Source organism: Streptococcus troglodytae, assembly GCF_002355215.1.
GTDB lineage: Bacteria > Bacillota > Bacilli > Lactobacillales > Streptococcaceae > Streptococcus > Streptococcus troglodytae.
The window spans coordinates 815,582-839,937 of record NZ_AP014612.1; the positions used below are offsets into that span (position 1 = coordinate 815,582).

24 protein-coding genes and 3 pseudogenes are annotated in these 24,356 nt (G+C 39.4%); 23 read left to right on the forward strand and 4 right to left on the reverse strand.

Translation table 11 applies throughout. The features are described from left to right. The first annotated feature begins 10 nt into the window (after positions 1–10). Positions 11–1,417, forward strand: a complete 1,407-nt coding sequence (pepV, locus tag SRT_RS04165) for a dipeptidase PepV (protein ID WP_128833148.1) — start codon at positions 11–13, stop codon at positions 1,415–1,417. 72 nt (positions 1,418–1,489) lie between these two features. Beyond that, positions 1,490–2,077 (forward strand): uracil-DNA glycosylase family protein, encoded by a 588-nt coding sequence (locus SRT_RS04170; protein ID WP_128833149.1) that lies wholly within the window; start codon positions 1,490–1,492, stop codon positions 2,075–2,077. 128 nt (positions 2,078–2,205) lie between these two features. Here SRT_RS04170 and SRT_RS04175 read toward each other — a convergent pair. Further along, positions 2,206–2,507: pseudogene (locus SRT_RS04175) on the reverse strand (ArsR/SmtB family transcription factor). Positions 2,508–2,597: 90 nt separating this feature from the next. Between SRT_RS04175 and SRT_RS04180 the strand changes: the two are divergent. Continuing rightward, complete coding sequence (locus tag SRT_RS04180; protein WP_128833150.1) at positions 2,598–2,948, forward strand: nuclear transport factor 2 family protein; 351 nt, start codon at positions 2,598–2,600, stop codon at positions 2,946–2,948. Positions 2,949–2,965: 17 nt separating this feature from the next. Beyond that, a complete protein-coding gene (locus SRT_RS04185; protein ID WP_128833151.1) occupies positions 2,966–3,769 on the forward strand; it encodes an amidohydrolase family protein in 804 nt (267 codons plus the stop codon). Between the two features lie 144 nt (positions 3,770–3,913). On the opposite strand, the gene mnmE is transcribed toward SRT_RS04185, so the two are convergent. Continuing rightward, positions 3,914–5,281: a tRNA uridine-5-carboxymethylaminomethyl(34) synthesis GTPase MnmE gene (gene mnmE / locus SRT_RS04190; RefSeq protein ID WP_128833152.1), complete on the reverse strand. Its 1,368-nt coding sequence runs from the start codon at positions 5,279–5,281 to the stop codon at positions 3,914–3,916. Positions 5,282–5,408: 127 nt separating this feature from the next. Between mnmE and rpiA the strand changes: the two genes are divergently transcribed. The 8 genes from rpiA to SRT_RS04230 all read left to right on the forward strand — a co-directional run bounded on the left by rpiA (position 5,409) and on the right by SRT_RS04230 (position 11,771). After that, positions 5,409–6,086 (forward strand): ribose-5-phosphate isomerase RpiA, encoded by a 678-nt coding sequence (rpiA, locus tag SRT_RS04195; RefSeq protein WP_128833153.1) that lies wholly within the window; start codon positions 5,409–5,411, stop codon positions 6,084–6,086. Between the two features lie 54 nt (positions 6,087–6,140). Next, entirely contained in the window at positions 6,141–7,352 is a 1,212-nt protein-coding gene (locus SRT_RS04200; protein WP_128833154.1) for a phosphopentomutase, read from the forward strand. Between the two features lies 1 nt (position 7,353). Further along, the gene (locus SRT_RS04205) at positions 7,354–7,899 is read left to right on the forward strand and encodes a DUF1697 domain-containing protein (RefSeq protein WP_128833155.1); all 546 of its coding nucleotides are present in this window, start codon (positions 7,354–7,356) and stop codon (positions 7,897–7,899) included. A 4-nt stretch (positions 7,900–7,903) separates the two neighbouring features. Continuing rightward, positions 7,904–8,368, forward strand: a complete 465-nt coding sequence (locus SRT_RS04210; protein WP_369076503.1) for a DUF1643 domain-containing protein — start codon at positions 7,904–7,906, stop codon at positions 8,366–8,368. A gap of 9 nt (positions 8,369–8,377) precedes the next feature. Beyond that, the gene (locus SRT_RS04215) at positions 8,378–9,187 is read left to right on the forward strand and encodes a purine-nucleoside phosphorylase (protein WP_128833157.1); all 810 of its coding nucleotides are present in this window, start codon (positions 8,378–8,380) and stop codon (positions 9,185–9,187) included. A 9-nt stretch (positions 9,188–9,196) separates the two neighbouring features. Further along, entirely contained in the window at positions 9,197–9,907 is a 711-nt protein-coding gene (locus tag SRT_RS04220; protein ID WP_128833158.1) for a type 1 glutamine amidotransferase, read from the forward strand. Between the two features lie 390 nt (positions 9,908–10,297). Continuing rightward, entirely contained in the window at positions 10,298–11,002 is a 705-nt protein-coding gene (gene deoD / locus SRT_RS04225) for a purine-nucleoside phosphorylase (protein WP_128833159.1), read from the forward strand. A 1-nt stretch (position 11,003) separates the two neighbouring features. Continuing rightward, positions 11,004–11,771 carry a Gbs1250 family HEPN protein gene (locus SRT_RS04230; protein WP_128833160.1) on the forward strand — a complete coding sequence of 256 codons (768 nt, stop codon included), beginning with the start codon at positions 11,004–11,006 and terminating at the stop codon, positions 11,769–11,771. A 65-nt stretch (positions 11,772–11,836) separates the two neighbouring features. Here SRT_RS04230 and SRT_RS04235 read toward each other — a convergent pair whose 3' ends face one another. Continuing rightward, positions 11,837–12,745, reverse strand: coding sequence for a LysR family transcriptional regulator (locus SRT_RS04235; protein WP_128833161.1), 909 nt, complete (start codon positions 12,743–12,745; stop codon positions 11,837–11,839). 180 nt (positions 12,746–12,925) lie between these two features. On the opposite strand from SRT_RS04235, the gene SRT_RS04240 reads away from it, so the two are divergent. The 11 genes and pseudogenes from SRT_RS04240 (at position 12,926) to nt5e (ending at position 23,611) form a co-directional block, all read left to right on the forward strand. Further along, positions 12,926–13,768 carry a dihydroorotate dehydrogenase electron transfer subunit gene (locus SRT_RS04240; RefSeq protein WP_444465695.1) on the forward strand — a complete coding sequence of 281 codons (843 nt, stop codon included), beginning with the start codon at positions 12,926–12,928 and terminating at the stop codon, positions 13,766–13,768. 9 nt (positions 13,769–13,777) lie between these two features. Further along, positions 13,778–14,707, forward strand: a complete 930-nt coding sequence (locus SRT_RS04245; protein ID WP_128833163.1) for a dihydroorotate dehydrogenase — start codon at positions 13,778–13,780, stop codon at positions 14,705–14,707. Continuing rightward, on the forward strand, positions 14,700–15,392 hold the full coding sequence (gene pyrF / locus SRT_RS04250; RefSeq protein WP_128833164.1) for an orotidine-5'-phosphate decarboxylase: 693 nt from the start codon (positions 14,700–14,702) through the stop codon (positions 15,390–15,392). The genes SRT_RS04245 and pyrF overlap by 8 nt, the downstream gene beginning before the upstream one ends. 99 nt (positions 15,393–15,491) lie before the next feature. Further along, a complete protein-coding gene (gene pyrE / locus SRT_RS04255) occupies positions 15,492–16,121 on the forward strand; it encodes an orotate phosphoribosyltransferase (protein ID WP_128833165.1) in 630 nt (209 codons plus the stop codon). 441 nt (positions 16,122–16,562) lie between these two features. Beyond that, the gene (locus tag SRT_RS04265; RefSeq protein WP_128833166.1) at positions 16,563–17,063 is read left to right on the forward strand and encodes a YbhB/YbcL family Raf kinase inhibitor-like protein; all 501 of its coding nucleotides are present in this window, start codon (positions 16,563–16,565) and stop codon (positions 17,061–17,063) included. A 174-nt stretch (positions 17,064–17,237) separates the two neighbouring features. Further along, entirely contained in the window at positions 17,238–17,579 is a 342-nt protein-coding gene (locus tag SRT_RS04270) for an MmcQ/YjbR family DNA-binding protein (RefSeq protein WP_002263275.1), read from the forward strand. A gap of 59 nt (positions 17,580–17,638) precedes the next feature. Next, positions 17,639–18,332, forward strand: a pseudogene (locus SRT_RS11085) (amidase family protein); the annotation flags it as partial. A gap of 129 nt (positions 18,333–18,461) precedes the next feature. Beyond that, positions 18,462–19,113 (forward strand): annotated as a pseudogene (locus SRT_RS04280) (amino acid ABC transporter permease). A 22-nt stretch (positions 19,114–19,135) separates the two neighbouring features. After that, on the forward strand, positions 19,136–19,789 hold the full coding sequence (locus SRT_RS04285; RefSeq protein ID WP_128833167.1) for a uracil-DNA glycosylase: 654 nt from the start codon (positions 19,136–19,138) through the stop codon (positions 19,787–19,789). A gap of 9 nt (positions 19,790–19,798) precedes the next feature. Then, positions 19,799–21,067 (forward strand): dihydroorotase, encoded by a 1,269-nt coding sequence (locus tag SRT_RS04290; RefSeq protein WP_128833168.1) that lies wholly within the window; start codon positions 19,799–19,801, stop codon positions 21,065–21,067. 318 nt (positions 21,068–21,385) lie between these two features. Continuing rightward, positions 21,386–23,611 carry a cell surface ecto-5'-nucleotidase Nt5e gene (gene nt5e / locus SRT_RS04295; RefSeq protein WP_161940025.1) on the forward strand — a complete coding sequence of 742 codons (2,226 nt, stop codon included), beginning with the start codon at positions 21,386–21,388 and terminating at the stop codon, positions 23,609–23,611. 69 nt (positions 23,612–23,680) lie between these two features. On the opposite strand, the gene plsY is transcribed toward nt5e, so the two are convergent. Then, the gene (gene plsY, locus SRT_RS04300; RefSeq protein WP_128833170.1) at positions 23,681–24,319 is read right to left on the reverse strand and encodes a glycerol-3-phosphate 1-O-acyltransferase PlsY; all 639 of its coding nucleotides are present in this window, start codon (positions 24,317–24,319) and stop codon (positions 23,681–23,683) included. Positions 24,320–24,356: the final 37 nt, after the last annotated feature.

The window sequence follows — 24,356 nt, forward strand, 5'->3', positions numbered from 1 at the left end:
TGTGTCTAAGATGTTTGTAGATTTTCAAAAAGAGGTAGATAAACGCCGCGGAGATATTTTGGCCGATTTGTTTCGGATTTTACAGATTAATTCTGAACGTGATGACAGTAAGGCTGATAAAAAACATCCTTTTGGGCCCGGTCCTGTTCAGGCTCTTGAACATTTTTTGAAAATGGCAGAGCGCGATGGTTATGAGACTAAAAATGTTAATAACTATGCCGGTCATTTTGAATACGGTCAAGGAGATGAGGTCTTAGGCATTTTTGCTCATCTGGATGTGGTGCCAGCGGGTAGTGGCTGGAAAACCTCTCCTTATCTGCCAGAAATCATCAATGGCAAACTCTATGCGCGTGGTGCTAGTGATGACAAAGGCCCAACGATTGCCTGTTATTATGGTTTAAAAATTATTAAGGAATTAGGTTTACCAGTTTCTAAGAAAGTTCGTTTTGTTGTTGGTACTGATGAAGAGTCTGGTTGGGCTGATATGGCTTATTATTTTGAACATGTTGACATGCCAGAGCCAGATTTTGGTTTTTCACCAGATGCTTATTTCCCAATTATCAATGGAGAAAAGGGGAATATTACGGAATACCTTCATTTTGGTAATAGCAATGGCGGCACTTTTACCCTTAAATCTTTCAAGGGTGGGCTGCGTGAAAACATGGTACCAGAGTCAGCAACAGCTGTTTTTTCAGCAACGATTCGTTTAGCTGAATTGCAAGAATCTTTGGCCGCTTTTACAGAACAACATGCTTTAACAGCGGATCTTAAGGAAGAAGCAGGAGGTTTTGTCTTGACCTTGCACGGTAAGTCTGCTCACGGTTCGACACCAGAAGCAGGTATCAATGGGGCTACTTATTTAGCACGCTTCTTGTCACAGTTTGATTTTGCTGGTGATGCTAAAGCTTACTTGGATTTAGCTGCCAATGTTTTATTAGATGATCATGCGGGTGAAAAACTGGGAGTTGCTTATAGAGACGAAAAGATGGGTTCTGTTTCTATGAATCCTGGCGTCTTTAGTTTTGATTCTCAATCTGAAGACAATAGCATTGCGCTTAATTTCCGCTATCCTCAAGGGACAGATGCACAGACCATCAAGGCCAGCCTAGAACAATTATCAGGTGTTAGAGAGGTTACTCTGTCTGAGCATGAACAAAAACCTCATTATGTGCCGATGGATGATCCGTTAGTAGCTACCTTGCTAGCGGTTTATGAAAAACATACAGGAGATAAAGGGCATGAATGGGTTATCGGCGGCGGTACCTTTGGACGTTTGCTCAAGCGCGGTGTTGCTTTTGGCGCTATGTTCCCCCATTCGACAGATACCATGCACCAAGCTAATGAATTTATTGAAGTAGACGATTTGTACAAAGCAGCTGCTATTTATGCAGAAGCCATTTATGAATTGATCAAATAGTGAGACAAGAAAGCTCAATGAATACTATTTGTGTAACGGTCTTATCCAATTAGTAACGCGAAAGAGGTTATTATGACAAGTCTTGAAGAAATTACCAAAGCCATTATGGCGGACAGTCAAAATAAAGTTTTTACAGAAAAAGATATTGAACCGCTTTTTGCCGCGCCTAAAACAGCTCGTATTAATATTGTTGGTCAAGCACCGGGAATTAAGGCTCAAAAATCGCGTCTGTATTGGAATGATAAAAGCGGAGATCGTCTGCGTGAGTGGATGGGAGTGGACTATGATACTTTTTATCATTCAGGCTATTTTGCGGTTATCCCTATGGATTTCTATTATCCTGGTAAAAGGAAATCAGGAGACCTACCGCCTCGAAAGGGTTTTGCCCAGAAATGGCATCAGCCGATTTTGGATTTGCTGCCTGATATCCAGTTGACGATTTTAATCGGCAATTATGCACAAAAATACTATTTACATCAAAAGTCTTCTGTTAAATTGACCGATACGGTTGAAAATTACAGAAAATACTTGCCTGACTATTTCCCTCTCGTTCACCCCTCTCCCAGAAATCAAATTTGGCTGTCTAAGCATCCTTGGTTTGAAGTGCAGGTCGTGCCGGATTTAAAGAGAATCATTCAGCAAATTATTAAATCCTCATAAAAACCAGACATAACACTGTATCTAAAAACCTAAACATATAAAAATACCTCTGCTGAGATCTAGTAAACTAGAAAGCAGAGGTATTTTTATGGATAAAAGCATATTCAGTCAGCTTGTTAAGGTATCAGTCAAGAATTATCATAGATAACCTTTAATAAGTTAGGAAATTTTTTGTTTAATTCCTCGTTTCGTAAGGAGATACAACGTTTTCGGCCTTCGATACGTACATATATAATTCCGCATTCTCTTAAAGTCTTAAAATGATGAGAGAGATTATTTTTTGTCCTAAACTAGAAAATGAGTTACAGTTTTTTTCATCTTGAGAAGAATACAGTTCTTTGAATATCGCTAATCTCGTTGGTTCGCTAAGTGCAGAGAGAATCTGCTCTAAATTAATATCATTAATAGATGGATGTGATAGTGATTTCATTTATGTTCTTCCTTTTTATTGACATTTTAACACAAAGAGTATTATAATAAAATTGTTCAATAATTATTGAACAATAAAAGGAGGTTGTTTATGACAATACTTGAACACTATTTTTATTTATCTGATTTGGCAGTAACTGATAAAAGAAGTCTCCAGAAATTGTGCTGTCTCTTCAAAGATGATGCGATTATAGAGGCTAATGATGGGCATAGATATTCTGGAAGAAGAGAGATCGATTCATTTTTTACAGAATTTTTTAGTAGGAATGCTGAAATAAGACATTTATATGATATCCGGGAATTATCAGATACTGTTCAACAGGCCAACTGGGGAGTTGTTTGCAGAAGAAAAAATGGAGCATATATTGCCTTGACTGGTACCGATATTGCCGAGGTTGAAGACGGGAAAATCAGTCATTTAACCATTACTAGTAATAATTAGTAGATGAGAGTAAGTTTATGATTATTGATAACATCCAGCATGTTATGTTTCCAATAGCAGCGCAGGTTGAAAAACTGGAGAAAGCAAAAGTTGATAAAGCTATTTTATTTTGTACAACACCACATCCTGAAAAAGCTCGTTCCTATAAAGAACTAAAGGAAGAGATGTCAATACTTTTTAAAGTTCTAAGTGGAGATGGACTACAAGTTGCTTCACTAAACAGAATGAAACAAAATAACCAAGAAGTTGTGCAAGCAATTCAAAAGTATCCGCAAAAGTTTTATGGTTTTGGTTCTGTTCCGCTTGGTTTATCTTTAAATGATACTATTGATTGGATTGAAGAACAAATTGTAAGAAACGGTTTGAAAGGCTTAGGAGAGTTTACTCCCGGCTCAGATGAACAGGTTGGACAATTAGAAACTATTTTCCAAGCGTTAGTTAAATTTCCTAGTTTGCCTGTTTGGGTACATACTTTTAATCCAGTCAGTTTAAAAGGCATCCAAACTTTGATGCACTTAACAAAAAAATACCCTCATATTTCTGTAATCTTTGGACATATGGGAGGGTATTATTGGATGAATGTTATTGATTTTGTCAAAGAAACACCAAATGCTTTTATTGACTTATCTGGAACCTTCTCTACTTTAGCTGTAAGGATGGCTATCACTGAAATTCCTCAAAAATGTTTATTTGGTTCTGACGCTCCTTATGGAGAACCCTTTATGAGTAAGGAATTGGTTGAATACTTGGCACCTACTGATACTATTAGAGATATGGTATTGGGAGGAAATATTCAAAAATTGTTAGAGCTGTCTAATTAAGAGAGAGCTAGTGAGATCGAGAAGTATCACTTATCAAACGAAATGTTTAATGTGGTTAAAGTTGTAGCTGTAATGAATAAGATAAAAAGGATGGGGCAAAAGTGTTCCGACCTTTTTTATATTTAATGTTTTTGCAGAAGGCAATTATTTCCCCAAACAAAACTGGCTAAAGAGTTGTGTAATGAGTTCATCTGGCGCTGCATCACCAGTAATCTCACCAAGAATTTCCCAAGTTCGCGTCATATCAACTTGCAAGAGATCAACAGGCATGCCGAATTCCAGACCGTCATTAACGGCCTGTAGACTTTTAAGAGCTTTTTCAATTAAGGAAATATGGCGGGCATTGGATAGATAGGTGGCATCTTTTTCGACAATGGCGGCATTATCAAAGAAAAGCTTATTGATGCGCTCTTCAATGACATCAATATTCTGGTTTTTGATGACAGAGATTTTGATGCAATCTTCTGGAAGCTGATCTGTTTCAATTTGCTCTGGGAGGTCTGTCTTATTAAGAAGAATAAGACGGTTGCTGTTTTGGCTGATTTCTAAGAGAGTTCGATCTTGATCGGTCAGTTTCTCAGCACTGTTGAGAACGAGTAAGACCAGATCAGCTTCTTCTAAAGCTTTTTTAGACCGTTCTACCCCAATTTTTTCAACCAGATCATCAGTTTCACGAATACCAGCTGTATCAATCAGTTTGAGAGGAACGCCCTTGATATTGACATACTCTTCAATGACATCGCGAGTTGTCCCTTCAATATCAGTAACGATAGCTTTTTCTTCTCGTAAAAGATTGTTGAGCAGACTGGATTTGCCGACATTGGGACGGCCAATAATAGCAGTAGATAAGCCTTCACGCAAAATCTTCCCGCGACGGGCAGTCTTTAAAAGATTGGTTAAGAGTGTTTCGAATTCCTGAGTTTTCTCTCGCATGAGTGCTGTCGTCATTTCTTCCACATCATCATACTCAGGATAGTCAATGTTAACCTCAACTTGGGCCAAAGTATTGAGAATTTCCTGACGTGTGTTATTGATAAGGTTGGAAAGGGACCCATCCAGTTGTTGAACGGCAACAGCCATGGCTTTATCTGTTTTGGCGCGAATGAGGTCCATCACAGCTTCAGCCTGCGCTAAATCAACACGTCCATTGAGAAAGGCACGCTTGGTAAATTCACCGGGTTCTGCCATACGAGCACCAGAGCGGAGGACCAGCTGCAGAATTTCATTAGTGGCAGCGACACCGCCATGCGTATTAATTTCAATCACATCTTCGCGTGTGAATGTTTTCGGAGCGCGCATGACTGAAACCATCACTTCATCAATGATTTTCCCATTCTCAACAATATGTCCGTAATTAATGGTATGGGAGGGAACATCGTCCAAATTTTTCCCCTTAAAAATCTTTTTAATAATGGCTAGAGCTTTCGATCCTGAAATACGGACGATGCCGATTGCCCCTTCGCCAAGGGGTGTAGCGATAGCAGTAATAGTATCAAATTCATTTGTTATCATAGCTTTATTTTAACGCAAAAAAAGGAAGCCGCAAGATTTTGAGATAGGTGGGCAAAGAAGATTTCCTTTAACAAGAAATCCAATTCATGTTATAATAAAGTGATTATATCTGAATGAAGGAGCGCGCATGGAAGAACTTAAAAAGATTGCTGGTGTCAGAGCAGCACAATATGTTGAAAATGGCATGGTTGTAGGACTCGGAACGGGTTCAACTGCTTATTACTTTGTTGAAGAAATTGGTCGCCGTGTGCAGGAAGAAAATTTGCAAGTGACTGGCGTGACGACATCAAGCCGGACAACTGCTCAGGCTCAAGCTTTAGGCATTCCGCTCAAATCTATTGATGAGGTTGACTTTGTTGATGTGACAGTAGATGGAGCTGATGAGGTTGATCCTAATTTTAATGGTATTAAAGGCGGTGGTGGTGCTCTGCTGATGGAAAAGATAGTAGGAACAGCGACAAAAGACTATATCTGGGTGGTTGACGAAAGCAAGATGGTTGATCCTTTGGGAACTTTTAGGTTACCCGTTGAGGCAGTCCAATATGGTGCTGAGCGTCTTTTTAGAGAGTTTGAGAAAAAAGGTTATAAACCTTCTTTTCGTGAATATGATGGTGTTCGCTTTGTGACTGACATGAAAAACTTTATCATTGATTTGGATTTGGGCTCTATTCCTGACCCTATTGCTCTTGGCAATATGTTAGATCATCAAGTCGGTGTTGTTGAACACGGCCTCTTCAATGGTATGGCTGATCGTGTCATCGTCGCGGGAAAAGATGGTGTTCGTATTTTGGAAGCTAATAAATAAATTAATTAATGGTGATGACGGAGTATTTGCCCCGTCATCTTAGATTGGAAAACTATGTCAACTTTTAATCGTATTCATCTTGTTGTTTTAGATTCCGTTGGAATTGGAGCAGCACCCGATGCTAACAATTTCTCTAATGCTGGTGTTCCAGATGGTGCATCAGACACACTAGGACACATTTCAAAAACCGTTGGACTTAATGTGCCTAATATGGCTAAAATTGGTTTGGGAAATATTCCCCGTGATACGCCGCTTAAGACAGTTCCTGCGGAAAACCATCCAACTGGCTATGTTACAAAATTGGAAGAAGTCTCTTTAGGTAAAGATACGATGACAGGGCACTGGGAAATCATGGGATTGAATATCACGGAACCTTTTGATACCTTCTGGAATGGTTTTCCCGAAGAAATCATCAGCAAAATTGAAAAATTTTCAGGACGTCAGGTCATTCGTGAAGCTAATAAGCCATACTCTGGTACAGCTGTTATTGATGACTTTGGTCCGCGTCAGATGGAGACTGGTGAATTGATTATCTATACGTCAGCTGACCCTGTTCTGCAAATTGCAGCACATGAGGATGTGATTCCACTTGATGAACTTTACCGTATTTGTAAATACGCGCGCAGCATTACCCTAGAACGTCCAGCTTTGCTTGGTCGTATCATTGCTCGTCCTTATGTTGGCGTTCCGGGCCATTTCACGCGGACAGCTAATCGTCATGATTATGCCCTATCGCCATTTGCGCCAACAGTGTTGAATAAGTTAGCGGATGCGGGTGTTTCAACTTATGCTGTCGGTAAAATCAATGATATTTTCAATGGTTCAGGTATTACCAACGATATGGGACACAACAAATCAAACAGCCACGGTGTGGACACTTTGATTAAGACAATGGACTTGCCTGCGTTCACCAAAGGTTTCTCATTTACCAACTTGGTTGATTTTGATGCCCTTTATGGTCATCGTCGCAATGCACACGGCTACCGTGATTGTTTGCATGAGTTTGATGAGCGCTTGCCAGAAATTATCGCAGCGATGAAAACTGAAGATTTACTACTCATTACAGCCGACCATGGAAATGACCCAACCTATGCAGGAACGGACCATACACGTGAATATGTACCGCTCTTAGCTTACAGTCCATCATTTACTGGCAATGGAGTCCTACCTGTTGGTCATTATGCTGATATTTCAGCAACGATTGCTGATAACTTCGGCTTGGACACAGCTATGATTGGGGAGAGTTTCTTAGATAAGTTAGTATAAGATGAAAAATTATGCCATCCTTTTAAGAGGTGTCAATGTTGGTGGCAAGAACAAGCTTGTGATGAGCGATCTTCGCCAGCAGGTAACCGATATGGGATTTGTCAATGTTAAAACCTATATCAACAGCGGCAATCTCTTCTTTCAGTCGGATTGTTTTCGTAGGAGCATCAGTTCTCAGTTTGAACAATTCTTTGCAGGCCATTACCCCTTTGTCCAGCATTTCTCCCTCTTTTCACAAGAGGAGTACGAGAAAGATTACCAAGAATTGCCTGACTGGTGGCATCAAGACTTGGCTCGAAAGGATGTCCTCTTTTTCACAGAGAAAATGGATAAAGAAAGAGTTATTGAGCGTATCACATCCTTTTCTCTGAGAGATGAAGTGATTCATTTTGGAGAATTGGGTATTTACTGGGGTAAATACACAGAGGTGGAGTATCTGAAAACAAGCTACCATAAACAACTCATTAAAGAAGATTTTTACCGACAGGTAACCATTCGAAAGAGCAAAACAGCTGAGAAGATTTTAAGATTATTGAGAAATGGATAATATAATGAAGTCAAAAGCAATTTTGTCAGTAGATAGGAAGTATCGTTACGTTCTTACTAGAACATGGGATGAAACTTTGCCTAATATTATGTTTATTGGGCTAAATCCCTCTACAGCCGATGAAACAACAGATGATCCGACAATCAGGCGTTGTATCAACTTTGCTAAATCATGGGGATATGGTGGGCTATATATGGTTAATCTTTTTGCTTATCGTAGCACTAATCCCAACAATATACGAATAGTTGATAACCCTATTGGTGACGATAATGATAGTTATATCTCACATTACGCTAAATTATCAGATAAAGCTGTCGCTTGTTGGGGAAATCATGGTTCTTACCAAAAGCGCTCAAAAGAAGTGACCAACTTACTAGAAGAAATATATTGTTTTGGGCAAAATAAGAGCGGCGAGCCGAAGCATCCGCTTTATTTGAAAAAAGAAATTTCACTCATTAAATATAAATAAGGAAAAACTATGTCATTACTTAAAAAAATTTATGAAACACGTGATTTTCTGACAGCAAAAGGAGTCCAAAAGCCAGAATTCGGTCTGATTCTAGGTTCTGGTCTGGGCGAATTAGCCGAAGAAATCGAAAATGCTCTTGTTCTTGACTATGCTGGCATCCCTAACTGGGGACGATCGACCGTTTCCGGTCATGCTGGTAAACTCATTTATGGTGAATTAGCAGGTCGTAAAGTTTTGGCCTTGCAGGGACGTTTTCATTATTATGAAGGAAATTCTATGGAGCTTGTAACCTTCCCAATTCGTATTATGGAAGCACTTGGCTGTCAAGGACTTATCGTCACTAATGCGGCTGGCGGAATTGGCTTTGGTCCGGGAACTTTAATGGCTATTTCAGATCACATCAATCTGACAGGAGTCAATCCTTTGATGGGGAAAAATCTTGATGATTTTGGTCCTCGTTTTCCTGATATGTCTAATGCTTATACAGCAGATTATCGTGAGGTTGCTCACCAAGTTGCAGATAAGACTGGGATCAAGTTAGATGAGGGTGTTTACATCGGTGTTTCTGGTCCATCCTATGAAACGCCTGCTGAAATTCGGGCTTTCAAAACAATGGGAGCTGATGCAGTTGGTATGTCAACAGTACCAGAAGTTATCGTAGCTGCACATTCAGGTCTTAAGGTTTTAGGTATTTCTGCCATTACGAACTATGCATCTGGTTTTCAATCGGAACTCAATCATGAAGAAGTTGTTGCAGTGACACAGCAGATAAAAGAAGATTTTAAGGGACTGGTAAAAGCTATTTTAGCAGAATTATAAGGAGTCAGTATGAGAATTCATTTTATCCTTCACGAAATGTTTGAGGCACCGGGTGCCTACTTAGCTTGGGCAGCTCTTCGTGGTCATGACGTATCTATGACTAAGGTTTATCATTATGAAAAGCTTCCTAAAGATGTTGATGACTTTGATATGTTAATTCTTATGGGAGGGCCACAGAGCCCTTCCAGTACCAAAAAAGAATTTCCTTATTACGACGCCCAAGCAGAAGTTAAGTTAATTCAAAAAGCTGCTAAGGCTGAGAAAATTATTGTAGGTGTTTGTCTGGGTGCTCAATTGATGGGAGTAGCTTATGGTGCAGATTATTTGCATAGTCCTAAAAAAGAAATTGGCAATTACTTGATTTCTTTGACAGAAGCTGGGAAAATGGATCCTTATTTAAGCGATTTTTCAGATGACTTGCTTGTTGGTCATTGGCATGGAGATATGCCTGGTTTGCCAGATAAGGCTCAAGTTTTGGCTATCAGTCAGGGCTGTCCTAGACAGATTATTAAATTTGGTCCTAAGCAATACGCTTTTCAATGCCATTTGGAATTTACACCTGAATTGGTCGCTTCCTTAATTGCGCAAGAAGATGATTTGGACACTCAAAGTCAAACAGAAACTTATGTACAGACAGCTGAGGAAATGCAGACCTTTGATTACTCGCCAATGAATCAAGCCTTGTATTCATTTTTGAATCGACTGACAGAAAGAAAATGATATGAAGAAATTAAAATGAAAGGAATTGAATCCGTTCTGGGTGTGGTTCTGAAAATAAAAGAAAGGAAAGAGAGCAGATTTTTTAATTTGAACTCGAGCGGAAAGCTTGAAACTCTGAATTTTTACAACAACTAAAAGCGAAAGGACTAGACACCGTGTTCAGTGCAACTGAATCCGGGCTAAGGACTTTTCTTCAATCAATTAAAATGAAAGGAATTGAACCCGTTCTGGGTGTGGTTCTGAAAATAAAAGAAAGGAAAGAGAGCAGATTTTTTAATTTGAACTTGAGCGGAAAGCTTGGAAAATAGATAAACCTCATGGGAAATCAGGATTTCCCTGCGGTTTCCTAATTTTCAGTCGCTTTCTGGTCGCTCTTCTGTATCATAAATTATGTCTATTCATATTGGAGCCCAAGAGGGGCAAATTGCAGATAAAATTTTACTTCCGGGTGACCCTCTTCGTGCTAAATTCATTGCAGAAAACTTCCTTGAAAATGCGGTGTGTTTTAACGAAATTCGTGGCATGCTTGGATTTACAGGAACTTATAAAGGTCACCGCGTTTCTGTTATGGGAACTGGTATGGGAATGCCATCCATCTCCATTTATGCGCGTGAGCTGATTGTTGACTATGGTGTTAAAAAACTTATCCGTGTCGGAACAGCTGGTTCGCTTAACAAGGATGTGCATGTGCGTGATCTCGTTTTGGCGCAGGCAGCAGGGACAACTTCCAGCATGATTAAAAACGAATGGCCACAATACGATTTTCCGCAGATTGCTGACTTTTCAATGCTTGATAAGGCCTATCATATTGCTGAGGATATGGAGCTGACAATACATGTGGGCAGTGTTCTTTCTATTGATGCCTTTTATTCAGATTTTGCTGACAATAATATCAAGCTTGGACAAATGGGGATCAAAGCTGTTGAAATGGAAGCGGCAGCTCTTTATTATCTTGCTGCTAAACATAGTGTCCAAGCTTTGGGAATTATGACTATTTCAGACAGTTTGGTTGCTGATGAAGATACAACAGCTGAGGAACGCCAAACAACCTTTACTGATATGATGAAGGTAGGTTTAGAGACTTTAATTGCTTAATATGACTGAACAAGAAACCTTAACTATCCTTTTGGATGTCTATGCTTATTATCAGGCTTACCAAATTGTAAAAACCAGTCAGGTTTTTTCAGATGATATTATCTTTCTCTTAGAATTGTTAAAGGAAAGACGCGAGCTTAATGTTGATTTTCTCTTTCAAAATCGCGTGCGCTTGCAAGAATTGGAACAGACTTATCACATTTCTCTCTTGGATAATGCTTATGAAGAAGAGCTTTTGGCTAACTATATCATGGATTTAGAAGCCAAGCTGCGCAATGATCATATTATTGACTTTGTCAGAAGTGTCAGTCCCATTTTGTATCGTTTATTGATGCGACTGATGCAAAGTCAAGTAGCAGATATTAATGATTATATTTATGATGCTAAAAATGATCAATACGATACTTGGAAGTTTGACAAGATGCATGACTCTGCTAACCCCTTTGTTCAAAACTTTGTTGCTAAAGGAAGAGACAGCAAGATTACTTCAAGAAGTCTGGCGGATTTTATTCAGTTAACTGATTTGTCTCAGTCTATTAAAGATAGCATTTTGCTTTTAAGAGATTTTGAAAAATCAGTCCGCAATCCACTTGCTCATCTTATCAAACCTTTTGACGAAGAAGAGCTTCATCGCACGACAGGTTTTTCTTCTCAAACCTTTTTGGAAAAAATCATTCAATTGGCTGTATTTTCTGGAATTCATTATGATAATGACAAGTTTTATTTTGACAAAGTGAATGAACTCATTAAGCGCATCTATCAGAATTAGCAAATATTCATCAATTTTGTTTATAATAAAAAAGGCAACAGTTGCAGCTGTCGCCTTTTTGCATACTATTTATCAAATTTAACTTCTTCAAGGAGATAGTCGATAAATTTTTCCCCCATTTTGGAAAGATTAGCTTTTTCATGCTTAAGGTAAATGATGTCAATTTCATCGTCTACTTCAAGCGGAATCGAAACAATATTATCGCCGTTAAGGTTACTATTTAAAATCCCAGTTGCAATGGTATAGCCGTCAAGACCAATCATCAGATTGAAAAGAGTTGCTCGGTCGGAAACAACAATGGATCTTTTGTGAGCAATCTGTGACATAATTTCCTCTGAAAAGTAGAAGGAGTTATGGATACCCTGATCATAACTGAGGTAGGGAAAGTCTTCTAAATCGCTGAGAGATACGGACTGGTGTTCAGCCAGAGGATTATCCTTACTGACAAAAATATGGGGATGTGCTTTGAAAAGGCTGGTATAAGTCAAATGATTGTCATCAAACATTTTGGTGAGAACATCATGATTGTAACTATTTAGGAAAAGCACCCCAATTTCAGAACGGAAATTTTTAACGTCATCAATAATTTCGTAGGTTCTGGTTTCACGTAAAAAAAGCTCATAACGCGTCATATCCGTTTCCTTAAGCAGACTGACAAAGGCATTAACCACAAAGGCGTAGTGCTGAGCTGAAACACTAAAAAGTTCACGTGTATGACCTTGGCTTTTATAGCGTTCCTCTAAAAGAGCTGTCTGCTCAACAACTTGGCGAGCATAGGATAGGAATTCAACACCATCCTTAGTCAAGGTAATCCCTTTAGGATTGCGGATAAAGATTTCAATACCCATTTCGCGTTCCAAATCACGAACAGCATTTGAAAGTGAAGGCTGAGTAATAAATAGTTGTTTGGCAGCCTCATTCATGCTGCCAGTTTCGACAATTTTGATAATATAATGTAACTGTTGAATACGCATGCCTTTATTTTAGCACAAAATTAGTATTATGAATAGCTTTCCCTTGTGGTGATTGCAGACATATACATCAACTGATTCTTAGTTGACATTTTTTTCTTTCAAGCTATAATGTAAAAAATGAATAACCTTTAATTTAGTCCAGAGAGGCTGTCAAGGGAAATCAAGATTAACAAGCAGAGGGTGCAGTCTGCTCACTTTTTTGCGCAACCTTGCCAGCCGGTAAGGTTTTTTCATAGAAAGGCAGTTATGATTTTAAAAGAAAATCTAACGGTAGTTAGTCAACGTGAAATTGCTCCTTGTATTTTTGAAATGGTTTTAAGAGGTGATATGGTTGCGCAAATGCAGGCTGGTCAGTTCTTGCATATTCGTGTTCCTGATGCTAGTAAACTCTTGCGCAGACCAATTTCCATAGCTGAGATTAACAAAGATGTTAAAGAAGCTACTATTGTTTACCGTATTGAAGGTCAGGGAACGGCTATTTTTTCCCAACTTAAAGCAGGAGATAAGCTTGACTGTTTAGGTCCTCAGGGCAATGGCTTTGACTTTTCTGTCATTGATAAAGGTCAAAAGGCTTTGATTATTGGCGGTGGTATCGGTGTTCCGCCTTTATTGGAAGTGGCTAAGCAACTTTGCAAAAAAGGCGTAGAAGTCTATGCTGTTTTGGGCTTTGCCAACAAAGATGCGGTGATTTTGGAAGAAAAGATGTCTCAATATGCGACTGTTATGGTAACAACAGATGATGGTTCTTACGGTCAAAAGGGTTATGTATCAACGGTCGTTGATAATTTGGATTTTCTTGCTGATGCCATTTATGCTTGCGGTGCACCGGGAATGCTCAAATATGTTGATAAGAAATTTGAAAAACATCCACATGCTTATTTATCAACAGAAGAACGAATGGCTTGTGGTATGGGAGCATGCTATGCCTGCGTCGTTCATGTCAAAGGGCAAGAAGATGCTCAAACCCTGCGTGTTTGTGAAGATGGACCTGTATTTGAAACTGGTCAGATTATTCTAGATTAGGAGGCTGATATGACCAATAGACTTGCTCTTAAATTGCCGGGCTTGGATTTGAAAAATCCTATCATTCCAGCCTCAGGCTGTTTTGGCTTTGGTCAAGAATATGCTAAATATTATGACTTAAATAAATTGGGCTCTATCATGATTAAGGCAACGACCCAGCAGCCGCGCTTTGGAAACCCCACAGCCCGTGTTGCGGAAACCCCTTCAGGAATGCTCAATGCCATTGGTCTGCAAAATCCGGGTGTTGATGCTGTTATTGCTCAAAAGCTGCCTTGGTTAGCAGAGCGTTACCCAGATTTACCAATCATTGCTAATGTTGCTGGTTTTTCCAATGAAGAGTATGCTTATGTGTCTGAAAAAATCTCACAGGCACCAAACGTCAAAGCTATTGAGCTTAATATTTCCTGTCCTAACGTTGACCACGGAAATCATGGTCTGCTTATTGGACAGGTGCCAGAACTAGCCTATGCTGCAGTTAAAGCTGCTGTTGAGGCTTCACAGGTACCCGTTTATGTTAAGCTGACACCTAGTGTTGCCGATATTACAACTGTTGCTAAGGCGGTTGAAGCTGCTGGAGCGACTGGCTTTACCATGATCAATACTTTGGTTGGTATGCGTTTTGATTTAAAAACTAAAAAACCTATCATTGCCAATGGTACAGGTGGTATGAGTGGTCTAGCAGTCTTTCCAGTAGCTCTCAAATTAATTCATCAAGTGGCTCAGTCGTCCCAGTTGCCAATCATTGGTATGGGTGGTGTTGATTCGGCTGAGGCTGCCTTGGAAATGATGATAGCTGGTGCCTCGGCTATTGCTGTTGGGACAGCTAACTTTACAGATCCCTTTGCCTGTCCTAATATCATTGAAGACTTGCCTAAGGTTATGGATAAATATGGTATTGAAACGCTTGAACAACTCAGAAAGGATGTTAGAAATGCATGAAAACCGTCCCCTAATTGCTCTTGATTTTCCTTCTTTTGATGATGTGAAATCTTTCTTAGTACAATTCCCACCAGAAGAGAAACTTTATGTTAAAATTGGTATGGAACTCTATTATGCTGCTGGCCCAGATATTGTGCGCTATGTGAAAGGTCTTGGTCATTCTGTCTTTCTTGATTTAAAATTGCATGATATTCCCAATACGGTCAAATCAGCGATGAAGGTGTTATCTGATCTTGGTGTTGATATGACTAATGTTCATGCGGCTGGCGGTGTCGAAATGATGAAGGCAGCGCGTGAAGGTTTGGGACAAGGTCCAAAACTGATTGCGGTGACCCAATTAACCTCGACATCTGAGGAACAAATGCATGATTTCCAAAACATTCAAACCAGCTTAGCGGAGTCAGTCCTTCATTATGCCAAGAAGACTGCGGAAGCTGGTCTTGATGGAGTTGTCTGCTCTGCTCATGAGGTGGAAGCTATCAAATCAGCCACGTCGAATGATTTTGTCTGTCTAACACCGGGTATTCGTCCAGCGGGCTCTGCTATTGGCGACCAAAAACGCGTCATGACACCAGCAGATGCGCATGCCATTGGTTCAGACTATATCGTGCTAGGACGCCCTATCACGCGAGCAGAGGATCCAGTAGCCGCCTATCAAGCGATTAAAGCTGAATGGAATGGCTAGGGAGGCCTATCAAGTAGAAATTAGTAAAAATTACTAAAGGAATGAAATTGAAAGTTCTTGATTTTATTGGTAGAACTGAAGAAATAAAGGAGAATAATTATGACATTAGCAAGAGACATCGCTCGTGATTTACTAGATATTAAGGCAGTCTATCTTAAACCAGAAGAACCTTTTACTTGGGCATCTGGTATTAAATCACCCATTTACACAGACAATCGCATCACGCTTTCCTATCCTGACACACGTACTTTGATAGAAAATGGTTTTGTGGAAACCATCAAGGAAGCATTTCCTGAGGTAGAAGTTATTGCAGGGACAGCGACAGCTGGGATTCCTCATGGTGCTATTATTGCAGACAAGATGAATCTGCCCTTTGCTTATATTCGCAGCAAACCAAAAGATCACGGTGCAGGTAATCAAATTGAAGGTCGTGTGACCAAGGGACAAAAGATGGTTATCATTGAAGATTTGATTTCAACAGGTGGTTCAGTTCTGGAAGCTGTGGCAGCGGCAGAACGCGAAGGAGCTGATGTGCTTGGTGTGGTTGCTATTTTTACCTACGAATTGCCAAAAGCGACAGCCAATTTTGAAAAGGCTGGTGTGAAATTGGTGACTTTGTCAAACTATAGCGAACTGATTAAAGTTGCTAAGGTACAAGGCTATATTGATGCAGACGGTTTAACCCTGCTCAAGAAATTTAAAGAAAACCAAGAGACTTGGCAAGACTAAAATAAGATCAAAAAGGTAGGCATTATAGATGGAATTTTCCTTTTCTTATTTGAGTAATAGTCTAAAAGTGTAATTAAAATCTTAATAATTGAACACGAGCTAAAATCCTAGTAAAAAAGATAAACTTCCTTGTGTCTTGGTGACCCAATGTCAGTTTCCTATTTTTATACGGATTTCTTAACGCTCTTTGTATCTTAATAAAAGAACACGAGCTACGAGCTGTGTCAAAAAGATAGTTTCTCCTAGAGTCTTGTGACTCTTCGTCCAAACTCCTATTTTGCCTTTGCTCGTGGACGCTCTTTGTATCTTAATAAAATGAACGCGGCTACGACACTGTGCAAAAAGATAAAGACTGCCTAGATGCTGGTGCACCTTCGTCAGCTTTCCTATTTTGCGGTGTGTCGCTTTACGCCTTTGTATCTTAATAAAGGAGGTTTTCGAATGAAAATTTGTGTGCCATTTAAAAATCACATTATCCCTGATGCTTATGCTAAAAAAGCAAGTGAAACCAATAAAGGTTATGCTGTTAAATCTTTCCCTTTTGAAATCATAGATGTTCCAGAAAATGCTAAAACTTTAGCTTGGACTTTGGTGGATTATGATTCTATTCCTGTTTGTGGTTTTGCCTATATTCATTGGACTGTTGCCAATGTACCAGCAGATGTCACTGTTATTTCAGAGGATTTTGCACGACAAGATCAAAAGCATTTAAAGGGGAAAAACAGTCTGGTCAGCAAGTTCCTAACAACTGACTATTCTGATATGTACGATGGTTATCTTGGACCTTATCCGCCAGACAAAGATCATCACTACACCCTCATTGTCTATGCGCTTGAGGATGACTTATCCCTTGATGCAGGCTTCTATCTTAATGAACTCTTACATGCAATTGAAGGTCATGTAATTGCCCAAGCTCAAATGGATTTGGTGGGCAGAGCATGATCAAGGAGACATCTTATGACTGTCAAGGTCGAAATCTGTATCAATGCGGATGGTCTACAGTTTCTGAAGAAGTTTATGGCAGGTCATAAGCTTCTTCAGATTGAAAAGAAGATAAAGAGGCTAAGGATGTGACCTTAACTTCTCTTTTACTATTTAATCAAGGAAGTGTTTGGTATGAAATTCACAAAACGTCAGCTTTTAGATTGGCTGTTGGATGTAACGGGAGCTGAGGAAGTCTATCCTTTTACCCGAGAAAAAAGCAAGTATACACCCGTCATTCGACATAGACGTAATCAAAAAATGCTGGCTTTAGTAACAGAAAAAGATGGCAATCTCCTTCTAAATCTTAAGCTCAAACCAGAACAGGTAGAAAATATGCTGGAAACTAAAGGTGTGATTCCAGCCTATCATATGAATAAGAAACACTGGCTTACAGTTTTGGTTAACGAAACAGAATTAACGGAGAATGAATTGAAAAATATGGTATTGGAAAGCAGTCAATTGACGCAGGGCTAATAAATAAATCATTGGATAGGAAAAGAATCCCTTCGTGAATTAGACGAAAGGAGCATAAGATGCAATTTCCAGATGCAACAGCTATGCCAATACAATGAAGCAAAAGACGTTTCTCCTAGAGAACTAGTAAATTGACGATTGAAAAAGCTTAAAAAGCATAATCCTTTCTTAAATGCTTATCGTCAGTCAACGCTATGAAAAAGCTTTACAAGAAGCGCGGAAACGCGATTTCACAGGAAAACCTTTTGCAGGTGTTCCTCTCTTTCTCAAAGATTTAGGACAGGAATAGGCTGGGGAATGATCAACGTCAAGCTCTCGTCTGCTGGCTAATTATCGTGCCAGTCATTCTGACAACTATGTCAAAAGCTTAGAAGCCTTGGGGGTTCATATTCTTGGTCGTACCAATACGCCAGAGTTTGCTTGTAAGAATATTAGTGACTCTAGTTTGCACGGTAGGTCAATCTACCTGATGATGTCAGCCACAATGCGGGTGGCTCCAGTGGTGGTGCCGCAGTCTTTGTTAGTTCGGGTGTGTTGTGCCCTTAGCGGCTGCCAGCGATGGTGGTGGCCCCATTCGGATTCCTGCTTCTTTTAATGGTCTTATTAGTCTGAAACCAACACCTGATCGCATTCCAGTAGGACTCATTTTTTTAGAGGTTGGCAGGTGCCTATGTTTAGTTTGCCCTGACCAAGACGGTGCGTGAGATCAAAAGATTGCCATTTCTGACATTGATTAATAGCAAGCGATCTCTTTTCAAGGGATCGCTTTATTTTGTTTTTCGTAACTGGAATGCTGTTTAAAAATTTGTTACAATAGGTTTAATAGGTGCGTGTTGTTTTTCAGCTATTTCAGCTTTAGATAGAAAGATAAGGACAGATGTAATGTTTGTTAATTTTCATCTGATCATCAAAAGTTTATCCTTTATTTTGACAGGTATTTCATGTACCTTGGGTATTTCGGTTCTCAGTTTTCTGATAGTCTGCCTCTTGGGAATCTTTACTTTTTTTCCTGAGGATGTCTCAGAATTTTTGGCTTAGATCCTTGGCACAGATGCATATTTTTATCATGCGTGGTGTTCCTATGCTTGTCGTTTTATTTGTCCTTTATTTTGGTCTGCCTTATTTTGAGGTGCAGTTGCCTGCTTTGATTTGCGCCTATATTGGTTTTAGCACTGTCAATGCCGCCTATATAGCCGAAATATTTCGAGCTTCTATCTCAGCAGTTGATAAGGGACAATGGGAAGCGGCTAGGTCTCTTGGTTTGCTCATGAGATCCATTTTAAAAAATATTATTTTACACAGGCCTTTCGGATTGCTATTTCCGCCTTTGGGAAATGTTATGCTGGATATGCTCAAAAGCTCTTCTTTAGTAGCTATGATTACAGTACCAGATATTTTTAAAATGTGAAATTATTGATGGCCGCGAATATGATTACATGTCTATGTATATTTTGATTGCTTTTACTTATTGGCTTCTTTGTTTTTGTTTGCAATGTTTCAAAATCATTTGGAAGCAAAACTCAGTGTTTATTGATTAATTTAGTAAGGAGAAATGTATGGAACATTCAGCTTGGCATGATTTGATTAAGAAAGAACTTCCAGAAGGCTATTTTGCTCAGATTAATCATTTTATGAATGAAGTGTATGCACAAGGTATTATTTATCCGCCTAGAGATAAGGTCTTCAATGCTATCCAGACCACACCTTTGGATAAGGTTAAGGTTGTTATTATTGGTCAGGATCCTTATCACGGCCCCAATCAGGCGCAGGGATTGTCTTTTTCTGTACCTGATCAAGTGCCTGCTCCGCCATCTCTCCAAAATATTTTAAAAGAACTAGCAGATGATATTGGACAAAAGCAAAGTCATGATTTGACCTCTTGGGCCAAACAAGGTGTGCTTTTGCTAAATGCTAGTTTAACTGTTCCTGAACATCAGGCTAATGCCCATGCTAATGGTATTTGGGAACCCTTTACGGATGCCGTTATTAAGGTTGTTAATCAAAAAGAGACACCGGTTGTCTTTATCCTTTGGGGTGGTTTTGCACGTAAGAAAAAGGCACTTATTACCAATTCCATTCATCATATTATTGAATCGCCCCATCCTAGCCCCTTGTCTGCTCATCGAGGATTTTTTGGCAGTAAACCTTTCTCACAGACAAATCATTTTTTAGTGGCGCAAGGTTTAGAACCCATTGATTGGCTTAAATAAGGAGATGTTATGTTACTTATAAAAAACGGTCGTGTTCTTGATCCTAAATCTGGTCTTGATCAGGTATCAGATGTTTTGCTTGATGGTAAAAAGGTCGTCAAGATTGCAGAAAATATTGAGTCTGTGGATGCTCAGGTTATTGATGCAGAAGGTCTTGTTGTAGCACCTGGTTTGGTTGATGTCCATGTTCATTTTCGTGAACCTGGCCAAACCCATAAGGAAGATATTCATACAGGCGCTTTGGCAGCAGCAGCTGGCGGAGTAACGACAGTTGTTATGATGGCTAATACCACACCAACGATTTCTGATGTGGCAACTTTGACAGAAGTTTTAGAAAGCGCCGCTAAAGAAAATATTCATATTAAAACAGTAGCTACCATTACGAAGCATTTTGATGGTCAACATTTGACTGACTTTGAAACACTTTTAAAAGCAGGAGCAGTTGGATTTTCAGATGATGGCATTCCTTTGACAAGCTCTAAAGTTGTCAAGGAAGCTTTGGATTTGGCCAAGAAGAATAGCACTTTTATCAGTCTGCATGAAGAAGATCCAGAGTTAAATGGCATTTTAGGTTTTAATGAAAAAATTGCCAAAGAGCATTTTAAGATCTGTGGAGCAACAGGCGTTGCAGAATACAGTATGATTGCGCGTGATGTCATGATTGCTTACGATAGGCAGGCTCATATCCATATTCAACATTTATCCAAAGCAGAGTCTGTCAAAGTAGTTGAATTTGCACAAAAACTAGGCGCTCAAGTAACAGCAGAAGCAGCACCGCAGCATTTTTCCAAGACAGAAAATCTTTTGTTGGAAAAAGGAGCCAATGCTAAGATGAATCCCCCTCTTCGTTTGGAGTCAGATCGTTTGGCTGTGATTGAAGGGCTCAAGTCAGGTGTTATTTCTGTCATCGCAACAGACCACGCTCCCCATCATGCGGATGAAAAAAATGTAGCAGATATGACTAAGGCGCCATCAGGAATGACAGGCTTGGAGACCTCTCTATCGTTGGGCTTGACTTATTTGGTAGAAGCAGGACATCTTAGTTTGATGGACTTCTTAGCCAAAATGACCATCAATCCAGCACAGCTTTATGATTTTGATGCTGGCTATTTAGCAGAAAATGGTCCTGCTGATCTTGTGATATTTGCGGATAAGGAGAACCGTCTGGTTTCTAATCACTTTGCTTCTAAGGCCGCCAATTCGCCCTTTATTGGTGAAACCTTAAAGGGCCAAGTCAAATATACCATTTGTTCTGGTGAAGTGATTTATCAAGCATAAATGAGGCAAAACATTTTATTGTGCAGAGGATTCAGTTTAACATAGTGACTGGAATTTTCGTATCTTGGTTCTTATCTCAAACATTTCAGGGCAAGAGATAATTCCAATAGTCTAGGGAAAGGGAACTTGTTAAAGCTTATCTAATCCACTTTGCGGAGGATGGGACAATAAATTGAAGCCATCATTTTTTACGATTTACCGATCTTTGTTCCACTTTCAATAAAGAAATTCCGTCTACCCAAGCAAACTATCAAAAAGGGTGATAAATATAAGTTCTTAACGATTTAAAAAAATGATATATTTAACGTAGGGAATATGATGAAAAAGAAAGCAATTATTATACCGGTCTTATCAACTTTGCTTTTGTCTGGTGCTATTTTAACAGCACACGTTTATGCAGACGATTTAACGACGCAACCTTCTGCTGATAGCAGTAGTCAATCAAGCAGTCTTTCCTTTTCTGAACAGACAGCTGATTCAAGCCAAGAGACTAGTCAGGTCTCTGATGCAATTTCTTCTGTTGCAGCAGAAAAATCTGCTGATGATTCCAAATCAGTTTTTGAAGATAGTCATTCTGCTGAAGCTTCATCAGCTTCAGCAAGCAGCAGCCCTAAAACTGCTGTTAATTCCGTATCAGATGAAGCAACAACTACCATTCTCCACACCAATGATATGCATGGGCGTTTCTTAGAAGATAGCAGCAATGGTGTTATTGGTATGCCAAAATTAGCAGGAATTGCAGCTGAATCCAGAAAAAAAGGGACTACCTTGCTATTGGATTCCGGAGATGCTATCCAAGGTCTGCCAATTACCAATAATAGCAAGGGAGAAGATGCAGTAGCTCTCATGAATGCTACGGGTTATGATGCCATGACGGTGGGAAATCATGAATTTGATTTTGGCTTGGATCAATTAAAGACTTTGGTCAAGAAACTTGATTTTCCAATTATCAGTTCGAATATTTATGTCAATGGTGTCCGTCTTTTTCAAGCTTCGACAGTTATTGATAAAAATAAAAACATTGATGGGGATGAATATGTTGTTATTGGTGTCACGACACCTGAAACAGCTACCAAAACCCATCCACGCAATGTTCTGGGCGTGACTTTTACTGATCCGATTACTGAGGTTAACAATGTTATTGCTCAAACTGAAGCACAGGCTAGAGCGCAAGGAAAGACTTATAAAAATTATATTATTTTGGGACATCTAGGCGTTGATACAACAACTAAAGAAGAGTGGCGCGGAGACAGTCTCGCTCAAGCTCTGGCTAAGAATAGCCTGCTGGCTGGTAAAAATGTCATTGTACTTGATGGTCATTCGCATACAGCTAAAACGCAAACCTATGGCAATGTGAGCTATAATCAAACAGGAAGTTATCTCAATAATGTTGATCTGATTAAGCTCAATTCCAAGGAGATCTTAAGCAATGCCTTGATTTCTGCTCAGGATGCCAAGACAGTAGCAGCTGATCCCAATGTGCAGACGATGGTTGATCAGATTGAGACTAAGTATAAAGCTGACAGTTCTACCATTTTAATTGCCAATAGTCCAGTTGAGCTCAATGGCGATCGCATGAATGTGCGTGTTCGTGAGACAAATCTGGGGAATGCAGTAGCAGATGCCTTGCTTGATTATGGGCAAACGGGCTTTTCACGTAAGTCCAATTTAGCTGTTACTAATGGCGGTGGTCTTCGTGAAACAATTGCCAAGGATAAGCCGATTACCAAAGGAAATATTATTGCTGTTTTGCCTTTTGGTAATAGCGTTGCGCAAATCGCTGTGACAGGGCAGAGTATCAAAGATATGTTTACCAAATCTCTCGGTTCTATTTTACAAGTAGATGATAAGGGCAAGCCTGTTCTTGACGAAAATGGTCAGCCATTGCTTGAGCCAAGCGGCGGTTTCTTACAGATTGCTGGTGCCAAGGTTTATTATGATACTAATCTAGAGCCGGGAAAACGTATCCTTCATATTGCAATTTTAGACCCAGAAACAAAGATCTATCAGCCTCTGGCTCTAACGAAAACTTACTATCTCGTCACAAATGATTTTCTAGCAGCAGGCGGTGATGGTTATACCATGTTGGGCGGCAGCCGCGAAGAAGGTCCATCTATGGACAGTATCTTCACTGATTATTTATCTCATGCTGATTTGACACAATATCGAGTGATTAACCCTAATTCGCGCAGCATTTCCCTGTCATCAACCAAGGACTCAGATGGTGATGGACATCCTGATTATCTGCAATTAATTGCTGATAACAAGGCTACTGTTCCTCAAAAGGGTTTTGACCCTGGTCAAGAAAAGTCAGAAGTTATTGCCTTGTCTTATTCAAAAAATTGGAGAGCAGACCAATCCTTACTAATCCCTGCTCTTCATCAGACAAGTCCATTAACAGAAAGATTCCTTTCCTATCAAGAAAAACAAGAATTGCCATTAACTGGCAGCTGTCATTCTGTTCTTGTGATTTTAGCAGGCCTTTCCTTAACTTCTTATGGCTTGTACAGTAGCTATCGTAAAGCTTACGGAAAAGAAAATTAAAAATCGTCACTATTTTATTTCTTAAACACGTAAAAAATCCCTCAATTATTTCGATTGAGGGAACTCTTTTTAATGTGTTTTTTGTTTAGTAATATTGAGACCAAAAGGAACCAAGCTTTCGGTTTTATTTTTAATACGTACCAAGTTTTCACGATGGCGTATGATAATCAAACTGCCTGCTGAAATAACAATTAAGACAAACAGAAGATCATAATCTTTTAAAAGAAAATGAAAAGCAGGAAAAATTAAAACAGTAATAATAGCAACACTGGCAGCAATGACACTTGATAAGGAAATCATACTGGTTAGATAAAGAGTAAGGAAGAAAATGGATAAAAGGAAAATAAGATAGAGAGGAGCAAAACCTAACAAAATACCTGCTGAAGTTGCCACAGCCTTACCACCCTTGAAATTGGCAAAAACAGGGAAAGTGTGTCCCAAAATAGCAAAAAAACCAAACAGCAAAGGAGAAATATGGGTTACCCCTAACCACATAGGCAACAGAGTTGCCAGCGTTCCCTTTAAAAAGTCAACTGTAAACGTTAATGCCCCAGCTTTTGGGCCTAAGACACGAAAAGTATTAGTGGTTCCCATATTACCGCTGCCATAGTCTCGTAAATTTTTACCGTAAAAATATTTGCCAATCCAAAGTCCTGTCGGGATAGACCCTAGAAGGTAGGCTACAATTATTAAAATAATTAGTTTCATAACATTATTATAACAAATCCTTTAAAGAAAATCTCTT